Genomic DNA, 18,591 nt, shown 5'->3' on the forward strand with positions numbered 1-18,591 from the left:
AAAATGAATGATCTGGTTTTTGCAGGCAACCGGGCGCTGTACCTGGTGTTATTGCTTTCGGCCTGGCCGATTGTTGTGGCGACCATTGTTGGTTTGCTGATTGGCTTATTTCAAACCGTGACCCAGCTGCAAGAGCAGACTCTGCCGTTTGGTTTTAAATTATTGAGCGTGATTCTTTGCCTGTTCCTGCTGTCAGGATGGTATGGGGAAACCTTACTCGACTTTGGCCGGGAGGTTTTCAGAATGGCGTTGGATCATTACTAGTGCAATACGGTCTTTTCTTTGACGTTCACGACTGGCTGGCTGCTGCAGCAATGGGATTTGCCCGTATCGGCCCCGTGTTTTTTATGTTGCCCTTTCTTAACAGCAATGTGCTGACCGGGGTAGTACGCATAACGGTTTCCATGCTCGTGTCCATGAGCTTGTGGCCTTACCCGCCGGGAGCTTTGCCCGAGTTTAATACGCTCTGGTATCTGGGCATGATGAGCAGGGAAGTCATGGTAGGTAGCCTGCTGGGGTGTTTACTCTCCTGGCCGTTCTGGGTGTTTCATGCTTTGGGCAGCATTATTGATAACCAGCGTGGTGCAACACTGAGCAGCAGCATTGATCCTGCTAACGGGGTGGATACGCCGGAGCTGGCTAATTTATTGAATATTTTTGCCGCAGTAGTTTATCTGCAGGGCGGTGGTTTAACTTTATTACTGGAAGTTATGGCCAGTAGTTATCAGCTTTGTGGCCCCTTAAAAAGCTGTACTCCCGAATTGCTGCCTGTTTTGGGGATGCTGACCAAAATGGCGGCCAAGGCGCTGGTATTAGCCAGCCCGGTGGTCGCGGCATTATTGCTTTCGGAGTTCACTTTGGGTTTGTTGTCGCGTTTTGCGCCTCAAATGAATGCTTTTTCTATTTCTTTGACAGTTAAAAGCGGGATTGCACTACTGATTTTGCTTTTATATTTTTCACCGGTTTTACCAGATGTGGTTGGTGAGCTTAGCTTGCGGCCCGACATCCTTCCTGTGTGGCTTCATTAAATGTCTTCTGAAAAAACAGAAAAACCCACGTCCAAGTATCTGAAAGATGCCGCAAAAAAAGGTCAGACTTTTAAAAGTCGCGATCTGATTGTGGCTTTGCTTATGCTGGTGGGGGTTTTGTATCTGGTTTCAGCGGCCTCTTTGGTCGAGCTGATGGGAGTTTACCGGCAGTTGATTTTGGGTGGTTTTCAGCAGGATATACAAAGCTATAGCGTCAGTATTTTGTGGATAGGGATCAAGCTTGTTCTGCCGGTTATTTTGTTGTGCATTGTGGCAACGGCACTGCCTTCTTTGTTATTCAGTGGTTTTGTGCTGGCAACCGAAGCACTCAAGCTGAACCTGGATGCACTTAATCCTGTGAACGGGTTTAAAAAGTTATTTAGCCTGCGCACTGTCAAAGATCTGGTTAAGTCGCTGCTGTATCTGTTGAGCTTTGCGGCATCGGTTTATGTGTTCTGGCAAAACAAGCGGGGGTTACTTTTTGTGCAATTAGGTGGCAGCCCGCTTGATATAGCGGTGATCTGGCGGGAGTTACTGCTGTCTTTGGTGCTGATTTGTATGGCTTGTGTGGTGTTTGTTTTAGTGCTGGATGTACTGGCTGAATATTTTCTTCATATGAAAGATATGAAGATGGATAAGCAGCAGGTGAAAAGCGAGCGGAAAGAGCAGGATGGCGACCCCGAGATTAAATCCAAACGGCGTGAAGTTCATCAGGAGCTTCTTTCCGAGCAGGTTAAGTCTGATGTCAGTAATTCACGGCTGATTGTGGCCAATCCTTCCCATATTGCGATTGGTATCTTTTATAAACCGGAGCTTATTGAGATCCCTTTTATTTCGGTAATTGAAACCAATCAGCGTGCACTGGCTGTGCGGGCCTATGCCAAAAAAACGGGTGTGCCCGTGATCCAGAATATCTCACTGGCGCGGCGCATTTTAAAGACGCACAGCCGTTATTCCTTTATTCAGCTTAGCGAGCTGGACGAAGTCCTGCGTCTTTTAACATGGCTAGATCAGGTTGAAAACGCAGATCAGCAGGCCCCAGAATAAGCCTTATGGCAGGCTAATACACAATAAAACCAGGTTTTATTGCTGCAAAACACGGCTTAAGCCACCGTTTTGCTAAACCTGCCTTGCCTCATCTTTTTAGTGGTGCTTCCTTTATGGGTCTTTGCATGAAGTACGCATGATCAATGCACGCGCGATCATGAGCGATTCTTGAATGTGACCAACAATCTCTTCATGTTTAATAACTCATCGGCTTAATCTGGCTGGTGATTAAAGGAGTTAGCTTGATGCTTATTGACGACAGTGCCAGCGAAGAGCGTATTGCAGAAATGATCTGGGAAACGGTCAGTAGCGGAGGAACCCTCAAAGATATTCATGGAATCTCGGATGACATGATGCAGGGTCTATATGCGCATGCTTATGATTTTTATAACAAGGGTCGTCTGGATGATGCAGAAACATTCTTTCACTTTCTGTGTATTTATGATTTTTACAATCCTGATTACATCATGGGGCTGGCTGCGGTTTGTCAGTTAAAAAAGCAGTTTGAAAGAGCCTTTGATCTTTATTCCGTTGCATTTGCGTTAAGTAAGGACGACTACCGGGCGGTTTTTTTTGCTGGCCAGTGCCAGTTGTTTATGCGTAAAGCGGCTAAGGCAAGGCAATGCTTTGAGCTGGTTTGCGAGGAAAGTAACGACGAGCTGATGAAAGCGAAGGCCCAGGTCTATCTGGATACCCTGGAAAAAACAGATGTTGAAGCATCTCAGGAGAAAGAGGAGGAGCAAGCATGAGCGAAGCGAATGGAATTGGCCGCAGCGCCTATCAGCAGCATCCGTTAGCGGGTGCTTTGTTCGAGAAAGCAAGGGCAAGTGAAGCATATGTAAGTACGGCCCAGCAAGCAGCACAGGCCCTGTTTGCCGTGCGTGCCGGGCAGACGGACGAGCGCACTATGGTGAAAGCAGATCTGAATACACCAGTATTAACGGCACCGGAACAAGCGGTCGAAGAAGGGACCGGGAGTATGGATAAGCTGACGCTGTTGCTGGGTGAGCTGATGACGTTGCTTGGAGAGACTGCGCAGGCTTCCCTGGAAGGGCGTCTGGCTGTATTCAAAGCGCTTAAAGAATCACAGGCTACTGCCAGTAAAGCGCTGCAGGAGCAGTTTGATCACGCTATTGCAGAGGCTGAGGCGGCAATTGAAGCGGCAGGCGGGGCGCAGGCTGATTATGAGCAAGCGCTGGAAGCTGCAAAAAATGCGCAACAAGCAGCGGATGACGCTGAAGCGGTGCTGGCTGGTTTAAGCCCTGATGATCCGGCCTATGGCGCCGCTAAAACGGCAAAGGATCTGGCCGTGATCAATGCCAGTCTGGCCAAAGGTAAGGCTGAGGGTGCAAAGGAGCTGTATACCAGTGCAACCGAGCTGGCAGCAGCCAGAACAAAGAGTGCAGACGCAATTGCCGAAGAGATTAAAGCCGCCGGGGTAAACACACCGGCAAGCCAGCTGTCGCAGGAGAATCATCTCTCCGGAGTCTCCCGTATGGCGCTGCTGATGGCAATGTTTGTAAAACTGGTGGCAGACAACAGCGAAAACAGTCTGAAAAATGATCTGGCTATCTTTGAGGCGATGCAGTCAGGGCGGCTCAAAGAGATGGAAAAAAAGGCCGATGAGTATGATAAAGAGGCCAAAAAAGCAGAGCATCTCCATAAAGTGATGGGCTGTCTTGGCAAGGTTCTGGGGGCGCTGTTAACTGTTGTTGCTGTAGTGGGCGCTGCATTTACCGGCGGGGCCAGCCTCGCCCTGGCTGCCGTGGGGGTGGCTTTGATGGTGGCTGATGTTGTGGTTAAAGCAGCAACGGGCGTTTCCTTTATGGAAGAAGCCATGAAGCCTGTCATGGAGAAAGTACTTAAGCCATTAATGGATTTAATCAGCAAAGCACTCAGTGACTTTTTGCAAAAGATGGGTGTGGATGAAAAAACAGCCAATATGGTGGGCTCGATTGTCGGCGCTATTGCTGCCGCCGTGGCGATGGTCGTAGTGATTGCTGCCGTTGCTGTGGTCGGAAAAAGCGCCGCAGCAAAGCTGGCCAGTACGATGGGCAAAATGATGGGCGAGACAATTAAAAAGCTTGTGCCAAGTATTCTCAAGGATGTGGCTGAGCAATCCGGTAGTGCCCTGACCAGGGGCACCGTAAGGCTGGCAAAAAGCATGGGTCTGGAAACGGACAAGATAGCCATTCAGAGTTACGGCAATACGCTGGTCCGCACGGCAACTGCCGCAGAGGGCCTCCATGCAGTGGCTCAGACGGCAGGTGGAGTAACCCAGGGAGTATTTATTAAAAATGCGGCAGATGCCATGGCTGACTTTAATCTTGCACTGTTTGATAAAGAGCGGATAGATAAGTGCCTGAAAGACGCAGTAGAGGTTTTTGCGCAATCCCAGTCTGTGACCCAGAGTCTGTTAGCCCAGATTTCTCAGACACTTCAGTCGAGTATGGCTGCAGGCCGGGCTGTGTTACGTAATAGCCACGCATAAAATATCGGGGAGATAAATCATGGTTGCAATTAATAGTCATTACATTTCTACGCTGGCAAATTCTAAGGCTTATACCGGGGAGGTGTTTACGGGGGCTAAGGTTAAAGCGAAGCCTGAGGGTAGTGTTGCTGATGTTTTGCCGGTAAAGCAGGGGCAGTTACAGGCTGGCTCTGTCGGTAAACCGGATTTATCACTTCCGGTTTTGAGCGAGCTGCCGCCGCTTACAACAATCTTGGGCGTGCTTGCCCAGACGCTGGATGATTCGGAGGGGCAGCTCAGCCTGGGTGGATCTATCGCTGTTCTGGAAAAGAAATCGGATCAGTTGCAAAAAGAAGATGAAACTGAGTCTTCTTTTGATATCTCTGGTCTGGGGAGTAAATGGAGTGGCCTCTATCAGGCTTTGCTGAGGGCTGTGCAGGATAACCGTACGGCTGAGGCGAAGCTGGGCGGCAAGATGTCCAAAATTGAAGAAAGAAGTGCTATCAAAGCGGCGGAGGCAACGATTGCCGAGGGGAATGCGGGTATGGCCTCTGCTGTAGGGCAGGGCGTAGTGAGCCTGGGGATGACCGGGTCAGGTGTGTTCCGGAAAAGCCAGGGTTTGAGGATTGAAAAAAATGCGCTCAAGTTTAACGGTGGCCAGATCAGAAAGCTCGATAGCGAGGCCGACAGTATGTTGTCCCAGCTAAAAACCGGCTCCCGCTCGGTCATGGATGCTCCGGAAACGCTGAAAAATCTGAAAGTGAGCAAACCTGTTGCGTCAGAAAATGCAGCATTGGCTGAAGCGGCAGGCGCACCGAAGCATCCGGTGGAAATAGCCGAGTTTGATGTGCCTGATACTGCTAGTAATAAAAAATCAAAATCTGCCGATGATGTGTCATCGAAAAAAAATGGGGCAGTTGCGCTCAAGGATAAGCAGATTGATGACTCTGGGGAGGCACATTTCGAGCTGGCAGACAGCAGTAAGCAGCTTAAAGCTGAAGACCGGGCCGTGCTCGAAGAGCAGGCTGTAAATAAAGTAAAGAAAGAGCGTGATCTGCATCGGGCTGAAATGCAGCAAAATATGCTGAAAGCAGAGGGAATAAAGGCTCAGGGAGATGCCATTCTTGGATTAAATATGGGGATGTCCGGAATTATCAGGGGAAGTGGGGAAGTGGTGCAGGCGCTTGATCGCTCAAGAGGGCAATTATCACAGCATGCGCAAAAAGTGGGTGCTTCGTTAAATGAGGAATCCACCACCCGCAAGCGTGAGCTTAATTCGCTATTCCAGGATTTACTAAAGCAGCTGACAGATGTGGATGCCCGTACGGCATCGACGATAGATGCGATGCTTGGTAACAAGGTATAAAAACTTAGTTCTTGATATAAATCCCCTCGGAACGAGGGGGAAGGAGTTCTCATGAGTAATCAGATAACCACACTGTCTGGCTCTGTGCCGCCTTATTTAGCGCCATCATCACAATCTGTTGCCCCTCCTGTGATTGCAACTGTGGATTCTGCGCCGGTGGAGGCCAAACCTGTGCCGCCGAGTCAATTGCAAATGGTAAATCAGCAGTTGCAAATATTGATGCAGCAAAGCCAGAGTGTGCACCAGCAACAGCAGATCATGGCCCGCGATGTTTTACAGGGTAAATCTTTGACCGAGCGGGCAAGCCGGCAGCTTGAAGACACCAGGGCAGAGCGGCAGTTGAGCCTGCACGCGCTTCGCTCAAGTCGTTTAGGCGATGTTTTGTTGCCTGCTAATCATCCCCTGGTCCTTGCGTTGCAGGCTTATGATGCCAAGCGGCCGATTCCTTCAGGTGCGTTTGACAGCGACCCGGATTCTAACTGGGGGTTTACTGATTCGATTGCGGATGGGATTGATGATATTGAGAATGGCTATCTGGATATTTACGGAAATGCCACTGACCGGCATATCGCACTTTATGAGGAATTTAGCAAGATTCTGGCGGAGCTGGAGAGCATGATTGATGGCTCTGAAAACGGGCAGTCGGTTAATGTTTCGATGGCTAAGCTGTCTGATAAGTTAAAAGCACTGAGAGAGCAGTTTTTCCCCGGTGGTGTGCCGGGTAAAAATTCGGTGCTTTTCCCTATTCAGAAGGGCAGCGGTGAAATGGAGGGCACAAGCCAGGAAAATGCAGAAAAATGGGTCAAAGAAATGGGGCTGAACCCTTCTTGCGTGCGACAGGTCGGTAATACGGGTAAGTATATTGTAACGATCGATATTGCTCCTCTGGATTTTATAATTAAAAGCCTTATTGTGCAGGACAAGCAGCCAGTAAAGATGACCAGCACAGATTTTCAGGTTTGGAAGGCGGGTTTTGATTCTATGGATGAAAAGATGAAAAACACGTTGCAAACGTTAACCCAGAAATATAGTAACGCCCAGTCGACATTCGATAATTTGGTGAAACTGCTAAGTAGTACGATCAGTAGCTTGCTTGAAACAAATAAAAGCTTTTTGATTTCTTGAATAATCTTAAGGGGCTGCATAGGGGTACTGCACTTGATTGGAGCTGGTTTAGCTGCTGCAGCCCATTTTTATTTGCTTGGAATTTCATATGTTCTCAGCCTTGTCTTGCGGGTCTTCTGCCGTGCTACAGCGCAGCCTGAGTTTGCCGCTGGAGCAAAGATCCTTTGCCCGGCACTTGTGGCGGGCGAATGGCAGCCCGGCTCTTTCCTTTTCTTCTGCGGCTAAACCGGCATCACCCTCTGTATCTGTTCGGCTGCGTTATGTTCATTGCCTGGAAAACAGCATAGAGCGAGGGATACAGGCTGAAGACTTTGCCAGAGAGCAGGATATTAAAAGTTTGGCCTGCCTGTTTAGTGGTGAGAATTCGTCTGCTTTGCATGCAATATATCGCGGCTCTGCAAATGTGCTGGCCCGGCAGGACGTTCTGAATTTTGCCAAAGTGTATACCCGGCTTTATGAAAGGAGCGGGCCCGAGTTGAAGCCGGAACTTGAAAAACTGGCTGAGCAATATTGTCAGCTGATTAAAAAAGACGGTTTAAAAGAGAAATCATCCGGGTTTGCCGCCTGGCGCCCCAAAGTGAGTGCGATTTATAAAAAGCGCATGGAGCTCGAAAACACCTTGTCCGAGGTGGTGCGAAGCCTGCTGGGTAGACAGGCAATGCACGGACTAGGTTGTGATCTGATCGTTAGGGGGGCATTGCCGTTTATTTGCCAGTATCTGGAGCAGCAGCTGGAAGGCCACCTGGATGCAGAAAGCCGCGCGAACATAAGCCAGGTCATTGAGCGAGCCTCACTGCGGGCATTTATCGGATTACGGGCGTTGAGGCATGAGCTGATCGAAGCGTGCGGAAATGACAATACAGTGGGACAGATGGCGCGTGATCTGGATTTGGTTGCCATATTGCCCCGCTTGTTACGGGATATTCCTGGCTTATCAGATAGAGCTGGCCCTGCCGCAAATGAAAAGCCCACTTTATCTCTGTTGTCAGCCGCAGGGCTTGGGAATGCAACGGGGTCATATGATGCTACTACGATTAATCATTATCACTACCCGGCTGCGGCGAATGGCGCCTCTTGTTTTACCGGTATTGCAGGGCCGCTTGATCTTAAGGTGAGCGGGGATGCTGCAGGTGAGCTATTTCTGGTGACGTTACGCTCTTTGTTAGAGCCGAATTACCTTATACCTAAAAACAGCTCTGAAACTGTTTTTTTGAATGCGCTTAATGCCTTATTACCGTCTTCTGCTGACAAACGTTTTGCTTTACTCAGAGAGATGGAAAAAACGGAGGATAGAGAACTTTATGCGCAATATATCAAGCGGTTGCAGGACGCGCTGATGGCCTCTGCGCAATATACAGAAGCGAAGCATTTCGTAGAGATGATGTTGCGTGATACTGCTTTGAGCCGGTTGCAGGCGCATCCTTTGATTGCCGCTTTCATAGCGGCATTGGGTGTGAAAAGCTTGGCAGCGTCCCAGAAGACTTTGCTGACCCGGGAGATTCAGCAGTTTGGTGGCAACCTATTTGGAAGTGGACAGACATGACGTTAAATCATATGCAGGAGGCAACCATCCGGGCGTTGCTGTCATTTTGTCTGGGCTGTAATGAAGAAAGTATTTTGCCCGAGTCCGATCTGGTTAATCAGCTTTATGCAGATTCACTGGATCTGTTGGATCTGGCGATGGCTTTGTACGATGAGTTCAACGTTGAGCTCACGATTGAAGATATGCTGAAAATTAAAACGGTAGGGGATTTGTATAAGGTGGTGCAGTTTAAAATAGGCTCAGAAGGGGAAAAGGCATAAATGGAGGGCTGTTGTCTGATCTTCTGATTCTGCTGCTGGTGAGTAATATTTAAAATATAGAGTTGATTTTTAACCTGCCCTGTAAATTTAAAATATAGCGAGCTTATCGTTTTTCTTTTAATAAAAAATCCAATTTTCAAATAGATTGCCGGAAAATATCCGGCCGTCTGTGCGTGGTTATTTTTTTATTTTTTCAAGAGAAATGATTATAAATAAGTCGGTTTAAATTAACTCACTACCGCTAAAGAGATAAGTGAAAATATATTGATTGTTTGTGGTGTTGCCGTTTATCTGCTGGCGAGATATTTTAGGAAGTAATGGTCTATTTAATAAGATTGAGTAGTAAGAAATAACTGAACGCAGCTTTGTGTGCCTTTGTTTAATTTTATCCGATACTAGAAAAACTTCATTGCGTAAGGCCAATTGGTTTGTATTTTTATTTACATATAGAAATATGCTATTTGTATGTGTGTGGTTAAGTGTATTAATGATGAATGATTTAATTTAGTGGTTTTTTTTGTGGAAATATTTACTTAAAAATATTTTTTCACAGAGATATTGTCGTTTTTTAATGAACTTAAAAATGGGGAGGTGAAATTGCCGTTTTACTTGATGATTTGTATGGTAGAAAGTCTTTGCCAAATTCAATTTGTACGCATGAAAAGGGATTAAAGCTTATGCGAGCAAAGAATCTACTTCAGCCTCAATGCCAGGTGATTATTGCTGATGATCATCCGTTGATTATTTTTGCGGTTACAAAAGTGCTGGAGAATGTCAAGGAGGTACAGCTGGCAGGCTCTGCATCATCGGCTTCTGGTTTGTTGCAATTGCTGCAGCAGGTGTCCTGTGATGTTCTGCTTTGTGATTATTCATTTGATAAGGAAGGCGAGTTAGACGGATTGCAATTAATCAAGCAGATACAGGATTTGTATCCCCAGATTAAAATTGTTGTGCTGACTGCTCATCATGATGTTGCCATTGCGCTACGCATCCTTTCTTTGAAAGTAGCAGGCTTTATTAGCAAATCAGCTGGCGAGTTTTCAGGCTTACCCTTTGTCATCGAGCAGGTGCAAATGGGTAAATCATATATTGATCCCGTTACTTTGGATGCGCTGACCTTGCACCAGTTAAATAACGGAAAAAGTAGTGAAAGTCTTTCCGAAATCCCTTTATCAGAAAGGGAAGAAGAAGTTCTGCGTTTATTTGCATCTGGGATGTCTATTACTGAAATTGCACTGCATACAAAACGTAGTGTAAAGACAATCAGTGCCCAGAAAAAAAATGCAATGATTAAGCTGGGCGTGGGTAATGTGGTTGAGTTGCTTGATGCGGTAAAGAGGCTATTTTGAGCTTTTCCATCCTTGATGATTATCTGCGGCTCAGGCTTGCGGCATTCAGGACGTTTTTTCTAGGTATGCAGCTACTCGACTGGGGAGCTCCTGATTGCTCTGTTTGCTATGCCCGGCGTTTGTTGTATGGCGGGGCGTGTATTTTGAGCTTTGCCATTATCGGTATGATGTGTGTTGGCATTTATATGGGTTTTGATCACTTTGTGGGTGAGCGGCAGCAACGCTTCATGATTCAGCGTGATTTACTTAAGGGTGAAGTGGATCGCTACCCGCTTTTGCTCAGGCAGCTGGTGGTGGGGTATGAGACGATTGATCACCGGCAGGTGCTGCACGATTTATCATGGGAAAGATATCAGCAGCTTTTGCAGCAGCAAAATAATGTGATGGTGACCGATCGTGAGATAGCCGTGACGCCTTTTACTGTGCTGTCTACGCTGACGGGTAAGCAAGACAGTGATTCACTTGCGATGTTGCTGCGGCTGGTGCAGGAGATGTCAAGGCTTCCGTTTATCCATGTCAGGGAGTCAAATAGTCCCGTCAGCGGTTTTGCGTACAGTGTTGACCATCGCTTTTTTGCAGTAACTCCTCCCCTTTCCGCTATTGCTTTGCATGATGTGAAGCAAAATGGTGTACCGCTCGAAATCGCCAAGAAAATATCCGGTATTGAAGCTGAAATTCTCAAGTACTCCGAGCAGGAGCTGCTTGATCAGTCACGAGTGGTTTGGGTGCCGCTTTCCTTTGATTCCATTACGGGCGAGCCCGTTCTGCATATTGCCAAACCGGTATTTAATCAGGGTAAGCGTGTCGCTGTGGTTGTTTTTACTTTGTCGTTTCTACAATTTGAGCGGCTTTTCCAGCAATCCAGGCATGACTCTGATTTTCTTGTTATTGCTCAGGATCACTACGCTTTATTCGGGCTGGCTGCAACCAAAGCGCGCGAAGCGAGCTGGGCAAAAAGATTGCGTGCTGTTCCGGATTTTGTGATTGAGCGCGCTAATAATCGTGGGCTTTTTGTTTATTACGCAGGCGCTTTTTTTATTACGCAAAAAATAGCGGGACCTGACTGGGTTGCCGTGCATGTATTTGACTGGTTTGCCGTTATTCAGTATTTACGAAAAGAGCTGTGGATTTCGGTAGCAGTGCTCTTTGTTTTGTTGTGTATTTTATGGGGTTTTGTTGTTTTATTGGATCGTATTGTTCTTGCGGCCATGCAGAGAAAAAGCCTTGCGGTTTACGAAAGTGAGGCGTTCAACCGTACTGTTTTGGCGATGGCACCTGTTGGTCTGGCCGTGCTGGACCCGGTAAAGCAAGTTATTTTGATGCAAAACGAGATTGCCTGCGGGCTGACCGGGCTGCAGGCAGGCGATGGCGGGGGATTTTATTGTTTGTTACTGGATAACACGCCTTTTTCCGTTGGGTTAAACAAAGATTGCAAGCCGCCTGTATTACGTAAAGAGGTGGCTGCCTGCGCCGCAGATGGGCGCCAGGTAGAGCTTGTGGCAGATTTAACCTGGGCACGATACCAGGATCAGGATGTTGTTTTTTGTGCGCTGACGGACATCACCGAGCGTAAAAGCGCCGAGAAGCTGTTAGAGAAAGCAAGACAGCTGGCAGACGAGGCAAATAAAGCAAAGTCCATGTTTTTGGCCATGATGAGTCATGAAATTCGTACTCCTTTGCATGGCGCACTAGGTAATCTTGAATTACTTGAAGGGGAGGATTTATCCGCACCTCAGCGGGCCCGGCTTATTACGATCCGCCACGCCTTTGATGCTTTGTTAGTACTGATTAATAATATTCTTGATTTGTCCAAAATTGGTGCGCAAGAACTCAAGTTGGAATTAATGCCGGTAAGAGTGGGGGAGCTGATTGAGCGTTGTGCCCAAATTTTCTCTCCTTTGCTTGAGCGTAAAGGTTTGTATTTTTACTGCCTGATTGATCCCCGCCTGTTTGCACTCTGGGAGCTGGACGGGCATCGCCTCTCTCAGGTGATTATGAATTTGTTAAGTAATGCAGTGAAGTTTACCCAGGCAGGAGCGATTACGCTTTATGCAACGGCAGATGAGTCGCACCCGGGAGCTTCACGCATCACATTAAGTGTTGCTGATTCTGGTGTCGGCATTCCTGCATGCCGACAAGCTGCTGTTTTTGATTTTTATATGCAGGCTGATGAAGGTGTTGCCCGGCATTTCGGTGGGTCAGGGCTGGGATTGTCTCTTTGTAAGCGCTTATTAGAGCTGGCAGGTGGTTCTATTTCTCTGGAAAGTAAAGAGGGAGAGGGAAGCATTTTTACGATTGAATTGCCTTCTGTAAAAATGGCAGAAATAGCAGAGCCAAAGTACCCGGATTCGGCATTATGTGTGAGTGAAGTGTGGGTGGTTTGTAAATTACCTGCATGGCGGGATATTTTGCTTGAGCAGGTTAAGCTTCAATTGCCCGAGGTTGATGTTGGCTGGGCAGAAAGTGTGGATGAGCTGTCTGGCGATGAGCCGCATGGAATGAGCCATAAAGTACTTCTGATTGCTCACTATGAAAGCAGTTTACCTCTGGATTGCCAGCCGGGACAGCTTTCGGGGATGTACCACATTGTTGTTGTTTCTTCCGATGGCCCTTTGTGCCCGGAAACACGAGATGGAATCACCTATGTGACTTCGCTGAGCTATACCGCTCTGGGACATACGCTCGCTGCCTGTGCTTATCGGCAGGATATGGCTTTGCCCATACCGCATCAGCAATACCAGGCTTTAAATAGCAAGCAGGGGGTACGGGTGCTTATTGCAGAGGACGATGAAACAAATTGTCTGCTGCTGGAGCATCAGCTGCATGCTCTGGGTTATACGCAGGTTGATAGTGTGAGTGATGGGCAGCAGGCATTAATTAGCTGCCTTCAGCAAAGTTACGATATTGTTATTACAGATCTCTATATGCCCGTGATGGGGGGGCAGGATTTATTGAAGGCAATGCGTCAATTTGGTATTGCCACACCTCTGCTGGTAAATACGGCCAACGCGTATGATGACTGGCGGGTAGAAGGAGAAGATTTTGCCGCTGTATTACAAAAACCCCTGACGATTGCTCAGCTGGGGCAGACTCTTGGGCGTGTTTTGTGTGTATCCGGGGCTGAAATGCCGGATCCGGGGGCTCAACTGCCGGAAACCTTGAGAGATGCAACCCTGGAAAAGGTTTTCCTTGCATCCTGGGAGAGTGACCGGGGTCAGTTGCAAAATGCTGTAGAGTCCGGGGACTTTAAGCGGTTTGAGCATTGTTTGCACAAAGTAAAAGGTGGTTTGTTCGTTATGAATGAATCGCTGGCCTTACAGGCTTGTGAGGCTTTGCAGCGCTTACTCAGATCAGGTGAAACGATTCAGATTAGCGCGCTTTTGTCCGACTTTATGCTAATTATGTCTGATGTTGTGAGCCGCTATAAGGGACACGCCTAGGGGCCCGCATAAATGGGGCCGCTAAACGGATGTGTTTCAAAGTGCTTACCAGTCGGTTTCTTCCGGCGATTTACCATCAGACAGAATAACTTCGCTCATCCATTGGGAAGTGAACATTTCTAAGCCCCATTTACTGTTTAGGATGGCGTTTGTATTTTTAGCAAGATCCTGATGGCCGGAATCATCTGTTAATTTCTCTGTTATCTTTCCCAGTACTTCTATTTGCTGTGCCAGTGAGTGATACGGAGATGAGTGGGTGCTATTAAACTCTTGTATATAAGTCTCTATCGCTGCGGTGTCATTAGGAGAGAGGTGCAAAAGCCCCTGGTAAAATGCTTCATCGGTCTCGCTCCATTTAGTCTGGGGCACCGTTTCTTTTGATTTTATTTCTGCAGTTTCAGATGCGGCTTGTATAGCCCGCTCAGAGATCGGATACACAGCTGCTTCACTGCTGTTGTGTTTGTCCGGGATATTGCTAACGGCTGAGATCATATTTACTCCGCTAAGTAAGGCTGCTGTGGTATCGATGATTGTGCTTAAAGAGCGCGTTTGCTGTATTTTTTTGCATTGTGAGTTACTTTTTAAATTTACTGTTCCGTATCACATTGTTCGGCATGACTCTGCTCTGGCGATGTGCCAAACTGGCTTATAAAAACCTTTTGTAAAGATTGCAGGCTGGCTTGTGAGAGCAGGCGGCATTCCGAATGCAGCTCGTGCATGTCATGTAATAAGGCCTGCGTTGCTTCGGTAATAAATTCCTCGGGAATAAACTGGGCAATTTGGTCTGCATAGCGCATTACAAACCGTGCCTTTGCATGATATTCAATTTGAATTTTCCCCTCCCATTGCTCTTGTAGCGAGCTGCTTAGCCGGGAGTGCGCCGCCCGGCAGTATTGGGGCAGTTGTAATTTCAAGGTGCTTTGCGATGAGTTCTTATCTACGCCGCTTAGCCATTCATTCAGTAATACAAGGAGTAAATCTGGATGATCCAGTGAGGCGCTCAGCATCGCTCGGGCTTGATCTTCCAATTTGCCCTGTAAGCGACGGGTCAGGTTGTCACTATCATTAATATGCTTTGTCAGCGTGCCTGCAGCCGCAATTACGCCATCCTGATAACCACTGGCCCATGCTTGCTGGCGGATCTGCCCGGCCTGGGCTGCTGCTTCTTTTAGCAGTTGCTTTGCCCGCTGACGCGCTTCTGCAAGCAGACTCATGGCTTTACGCTGCTGCTCGAGTTTGTTGCGGGTGAGCAGCACGTTTTCCCGGGCCGTTATAGGCCGGAGGGTGGGGATGTCTTTGGGCATATTGAAGGGCCTGGTTGAATAAAAGCGGATAAGCCGGGGCCAGGGGGGATTGCGCTTTTATTGTGTCTACAAAAGGTGGAAAAAGTAGTGCCAGTCTTTGTTTCAGGGCGGGGGGAAGGGGCCCCAGACAAGCATATAGTTCGAGATAGCTCTGTTTGATTAGATCGGTAAAGCTGATTGTTTCTCCGTTAAGGCTTGGTTGTGGCGGGATGAGATCAAGCCTGGCAAATGGTTGCGCCCAGGCTGGTAAACGTTGTAAACCGCCTTGGCGGGCTAATGAGGCACGCATGCGCTGGCAGCTGATTAAAAAACCTGTCCGGGGTAAATGCTGCCAGTTCAGTACCCCCTGGAGCACTGTGCTTCCGGCAGTAATCTGCGGGGGTTCGGTACTAAGGTGCAGACGGTTGATGAGCATTTCATTAATGATGATGCTCTGAGGCGCACCGTTTAGCATAGGGGGCAGACGCAAGCGCGCCTCATGGATATAGGACAGTGGCTCATGCAGGATTTGCTTTAACATCTGTTGCAGATCAGCCATCGGTTTGCCCTTTCTTGCGTTTTTTCCATAGCATCAGGGTGGCCGTGATAAAAAAGGAAAATAGCAGGAGCAGGCCCAGGATCGGGCCTGCTTCCAGTGTTTTTTGCTTTTGCCCGGCTACGCTCGGGCTTTGGTGCTGGGCGGGGGAGCGTCGTGACAGAACGACCGAAATATTGTCGTATTCCACTTCACTAAAGCTGTTTTTCAAGAAGCGTTTGATGTCGTTAATCAGAAGTGTGGCTTCGATTTCTTTGTCGTAAACGGCGAGTGCAGATAGATGGACCGGTTTTGTTGTTTTGCTTTCGCTGGTGTCAAGGTCATAGCTGACATGAACGTGTGCCGTAAGAATGCCATCCAGGCTGCGCAGTGATTGTTCGAGTCTTTGCTCTATGGCAGAGTACAGGCGTGCTTTTTCTGCGCGCGGGGATGAGACGAGTGAATCGGACGGAAACATCTTCGCAATTTCCATGCGCGGGCGGGAGGGTAAGTCGTAGGTTTTCAGCCAGTCTACAGCCGCTGCAAAATCGGCGGGATCAACGGTAATGCTGTAGCCTGCCTTGCCCTGATCCACTTTGCTGACCTTTATATTATTGCGCTGCAGTACGGCGGTGACTTCATTGACCTGCTCCTGATCAAGGCCTTTGAGCAGGTCCTGTTGCTGGCAGCCGGCAAGGCCGAGTATCAGCAGGTGGGCGACAATAAGCTGCTTTATCATGATCGTAGCAAGGATTCTACTGCGCCCACAGCTTTGCGGGTGAGCGTGCTGATCATGGATACATCCAGATTGTAGTTGGAGGTTCGCATTTGCAGCTCGAACAGCGTGGCTGGGTCGCTGAGTAAGCCGGGTTGGGATAAAATCTGCATCACCTCTTTTTTATCGTTTTCAGTGGCAGCCGTGCTTTGGGCATAAGCATGTAATAAACGATCATCCAGTGAAATCAGGCCGTCTTCATGGCTTCCGATATCGCTTATCTGCGTGCTGAGTGCCTGGCTGTATTGAACGGAGCTAATCGTATTCATTTGTACGAGTCCTGTAAAAGGCAGCAGAGAAGCTCTGTTGCCTGGGGTCATCAGCGGAAATTCTGAATGATGGCTGCGTCGATATCTTTGTAAACCTTTACAACGTTAGATTGTGCATTGCGGTAAAGGTTATATTCCGATAACGCACTTTGGTAAGCGGCCAGGTTTGATGCCTTGCCGGGGTTATCAATCACGTCCTTAAGGGCCGCCTTCATTTTTTTGTCGAGTAGCTCCACTCCGTCATCAAATCGATTGGATAGGTTGGTTAATTCGCCATCCCACGAGTCATCAAAATGTGGGGATGGAATAGGTGCAGTTGATGGCATGTCTATTTCCTTGTAGTAGGAGGAGGAAAGTACCAGTGCTGAGGCGCCATTTTGACGTAGCCCTGGTTACCAAATGTGAAGGATTTACCTTTTAGCCAGTCATCCTTCAGCTCGATAGCAAATTGCACATAACGCCCGTCCCATTGCCGATAGTAGTCATCAACAAAAGTACGGATATTTTGCAGTTCGCTGTCTGCAAGTGCCCCTTGAATAACGAAGGTTACGCTGTCGGGATTATTGATCCGGGTAAAGGGGGCCGCCAGCCGTTCCAGGCCCGCCTGTGCTTGTTGTGCAATGTAGTGGTCACTTGTGGGCACTATCTCTATATCCCCGGCGTAGGGCAGCTCTGCTTTGAGTTTTTTGCTAAGCTGCTGATGGTTTTTCGGGTCTGAATTGCTTCGTTCCAGACTGATGAGCAGCCGCGGAAGCAGAGGATTGTCTATTTGTAAGCGGTGATAACTTAGACCCGGTTCATTTTCTGCCAGCCAGTGACGAATGCGCCGGGCTTCGTCTTGTAAACTGATAACACGGGTTGGCTGAGAGAAATCACTATGTATGAGTGCCTGCCTGGCCCAGGAGGCATCCCGCTCATTGTTTGCAATGATATAGAGCCGGTTGTCCTGCCCGGCATGGATTTGATACTTCCCTGTCTGATCACCGAGTACGTCAGATAAGTGGGTGATGTGTTGTCTGGCGATATTCTGATTGTAAAAAAATAAAGCCGTTCCTATCAGCAGGGCCGTTGTGACGGCGATCAGCAGGGGACGAAATCCTCTTTGTTTTATTGAATGGCTGGCAGGTGCCGGAATTTCTTGCTGGTAATTGATTATTTCTTCGGACCAGCTCTCTTCTATACGGCGGATCGCAATGGTCAGTTTGCCTATATGACTTACCGTGTTGAACGGCTGGTGTATTTCCTTTGCCGGAGTGTCGGCGGCAAGCTCATAGAGGGTGATAGTGCCGGGCTGGGCATCTTCTGCCTGTATTTCAAAATTAATACCGCCATCTTTCATGGGGACAAAAATAGTGTTTTCCGGCAGGCTGTGGTGCTGGGGCAGTAGCTCATCTTCATTGCCGACAATAAATAGCGTTTTCCCTGTGGGCAACTCAAATTCACAGCCACGCAATATGCTGTTTAACAGGCGGATAACGATAATTGGAGGCATCTCTTTTTCCAGGGACTCGGCAGCCATAATAAATGTCACTAAGGTGTAATTAAGTGTCTAGCTCATGGTGTGAAATGATAGCGTGGAGATGGTGCTAACATCCTGATGGAAAACTAATCAATTCTCGGGTGGCTCTTAAACTGGCGGATATTTACGTTTGAGGCCGGTTGAAGACGCTGATAGCGTTGCCAGACTTGATGTGCATAATGCATTCTCAGTGCATGGTTATGTGCACCCGTACCCGCGTTGTAGGCACCTACGGCCTCCCATGAGTAACCGTAGCGTTTCATCATGTCCGAGAGAATGGACGCTCCGATCATGACAGAGAGACAGCTGTCCTGGAGTAAGTGCTGCTCTTTGATTCCCATGGTGTTCAGGCGGGGCAGATGTGTACTATTAATCTGCATTAAACCAATGTCATTACTGCCGTTGCGGTTGTGATTGCCTGCGAGCGGGTTCAGACCGGATTCTTGCTGGGCAATGGCATAGAGTAATGCTGGCTCAATGCCAAAGCTCTGCCCCGCACGCTCCCAGCAATTAGCGAGCACGGCTGGTGAATGAAGTAGAAGTAATAAATAGAAAAAGCGCATTTTAGTCGGCCTGTCGTAT

General features: G+C 48.1%; 19 protein-coding genes. 11 read left to right on the forward strand and 8 right to left on the reverse strand.

All coding sequences use genetic code 11. From position 1 onward, the window contains the following. The first annotated feature begins 3 nt into the window (after positions 1-3). From EJO50_RS05020 to EJO50_RS05070, 11 genes are all read left to right on the forward strand, one after another. Entirely contained in the window at positions 4-264 is a 261-nt protein-coding gene (locus EJO50_RS05020) for an EscS/YscS/HrcS family type III secretion system export apparatus protein (RefSeq protein ID WP_125972063.1), read from the forward strand. Further along, positions 264-1,028, forward strand: coding sequence for a type III secretion system export apparatus subunit SctT (gene sctT / locus EJO50_RS05025; RefSeq protein WP_125972065.1), 765 nt, complete (start codon positions 264-266; stop codon positions 1,026-1,028). The genes EJO50_RS05020 and sctT overlap by 1 nt, the downstream gene beginning before the upstream one ends. After that, positions 1,029-2,075: an EscU/YscU/HrcU family type III secretion system export apparatus switch protein gene (locus EJO50_RS05030; RefSeq protein ID WP_125972067.1), complete on the forward strand. Its 1,047-nt coding sequence runs from the start codon at positions 1,029-1,031 to the stop codon at positions 2,073-2,075. It begins immediately after the preceding gene. Between the two features lie 245 nt (positions 2,076-2,320). After that, positions 2,321-2,824 (forward strand): type III secretion system translocator chaperone SicA, encoded by a 504-nt coding sequence (gene sicA, locus EJO50_RS05035; RefSeq protein ID WP_125972069.1) that lies wholly within the window; start codon positions 2,321-2,323, stop codon positions 2,822-2,824. Beyond that, complete coding sequence (gene sctE / locus EJO50_RS05040) at positions 2,821-4,566, forward strand: type III secretion system translocon subunit SseC family protein (RefSeq protein WP_125972071.1); 1,746 nt, start codon at positions 2,821-2,823, stop codon at positions 4,564-4,566. The genes sicA and sctE overlap by 4 nt, the downstream gene beginning before the upstream one ends. Before the next feature lie 19 nt (positions 4,567-4,585). Beyond that, on the forward strand, positions 4,586-5,911 hold the full coding sequence (locus EJO50_RS05045; RefSeq protein ID WP_125972073.1) for an IpaC/SipC family type III secretion system effector: 1,326 nt from the start codon (positions 4,586-4,588) through the stop codon (positions 5,909-5,911). Positions 5,912-5,962: 51 nt separating this feature from the next. Continuing rightward, a complete protein-coding gene (locus EJO50_RS05050) occupies positions 5,963-7,036 on the forward strand; it encodes an IpaD/SipD/SspD family type III secretion system needle tip protein (RefSeq protein ID WP_125972075.1) in 1,074 nt (357 codons plus the stop codon). Positions 7,037-7,124: 88 nt separating this feature from the next. Further along, entirely contained in the window at positions 7,125-8,579 is a 1,455-nt protein-coding gene (locus tag EJO50_RS05055) for a hypothetical protein (RefSeq protein ID WP_125972077.1), read from the forward strand. Then, on the forward strand, positions 8,576-8,839 hold the full coding sequence (locus EJO50_RS05060) for a phosphopantetheine-binding protein (protein WP_125972079.1): 264 nt from the start codon (positions 8,576-8,578) through the stop codon (positions 8,837-8,839). The genes EJO50_RS05055 and EJO50_RS05060 overlap by 4 nt, the downstream gene beginning before the upstream one ends. Positions 8,840-9,516: 677 nt before the next feature. Then, a complete protein-coding gene (locus tag EJO50_RS05065) occupies positions 9,517-10,188 on the forward strand; it encodes a response regulator (RefSeq protein WP_125972081.1) in 672 nt (223 codons plus the stop codon). Continuing rightward, positions 10,185-13,628, forward strand: a complete 3,444-nt coding sequence (locus tag EJO50_RS05070; RefSeq protein WP_125972083.1) for a hybrid sensor histidine kinase/response regulator — start codon at positions 10,185-10,187, stop codon at positions 13,626-13,628. Before EJO50_RS05065 ends, EJO50_RS05070 begins: the two co-directional genes overlap by 4 nt. Positions 13,629-13,673: 45 nt before the next feature. On the opposite strand, the gene EJO50_RS05075 is transcribed toward EJO50_RS05070, so the two are convergent. The 8 genes from EJO50_RS05075 to iagB all read right to left on the reverse strand — a co-directional run bounded on the left by EJO50_RS05075 (position 13,674) and on the right by iagB (position 18,572). After that, entirely contained in the window at positions 13,674-14,120 is a 447-nt protein-coding gene (locus tag EJO50_RS05075; RefSeq protein WP_125972085.1) for a hypothetical protein, read from the reverse strand. Between the two features lie 95 nt (positions 14,121-14,215). Then, complete coding sequence (locus EJO50_RS05080; RefSeq protein WP_125972087.1) at positions 14,216-14,842, reverse strand: hypothetical protein; 627 nt, start codon at positions 14,840-14,842, stop codon at positions 14,216-14,218. Positions 14,843-14,846: 4 nt separating this feature from the next. Further along, the gene (locus EJO50_RS05085; RefSeq protein ID WP_125972089.1) at positions 14,847-15,470 is read right to left on the reverse strand and encodes a type III secretion apparatus protein OrgA/MxiK; all 624 of its coding nucleotides are present in this window, start codon (positions 15,468-15,470) and stop codon (positions 14,847-14,849) included. After that, the gene (locus EJO50_RS05090; RefSeq protein ID WP_125972091.1) at positions 15,463-16,185 is read right to left on the reverse strand and encodes an EscJ/YscJ/HrcJ family type III secretion inner membrane ring protein; all 723 of its coding nucleotides are present in this window, start codon (positions 16,183-16,185) and stop codon (positions 15,463-15,465) included. The genes EJO50_RS05085 and EJO50_RS05090 overlap by 8 nt, the downstream gene beginning before the upstream one ends. After that, entirely contained in the window at positions 16,182-16,490 is a 309-nt protein-coding gene (gene sctI, locus EJO50_RS05095; RefSeq protein WP_164521433.1) for a type III secretion system inner rod subunit SctI, read from the reverse strand. Before sctI ends, EJO50_RS05090 begins: the two co-directional genes overlap by 4 nt. A 50-nt stretch (positions 16,491-16,540) precedes the next feature. Beyond that, entirely contained in the window at positions 16,541-16,816 is a 276-nt protein-coding gene (locus tag EJO50_RS05100; RefSeq protein ID WP_125972093.1) for a type III secretion system needle complex protein, read from the reverse strand. Positions 16,817-16,818: 2 nt separating this feature from the next. Next, positions 16,819-17,982 (reverse strand): PrgH/EprH family type III secretion apparatus protein, encoded by a 1,164-nt coding sequence (locus tag EJO50_RS05105; protein ID WP_164521434.1) that lies wholly within the window; start codon positions 17,980-17,982, stop codon positions 16,819-16,821. A 113-nt stretch (positions 17,983-18,095) separates the two neighbouring features. Further along, complete coding sequence (gene iagB, locus EJO50_RS05110) at positions 18,096-18,572, reverse strand: type III secretion system invasion protein IagB (protein WP_125972097.1); 477 nt, start codon at positions 18,570-18,572, stop codon at positions 18,096-18,098. Positions 18,573-18,591: the final 19 nt, after the last annotated feature.

Source organism: Iodobacter ciconiae, from assembly GCF_003952345.1.
Classification (GTDB): Bacteria; Pseudomonadota; Gammaproteobacteria; order Burkholderiales; family Chitinibacteraceae; genus Iodobacter; species Iodobacter ciconiae.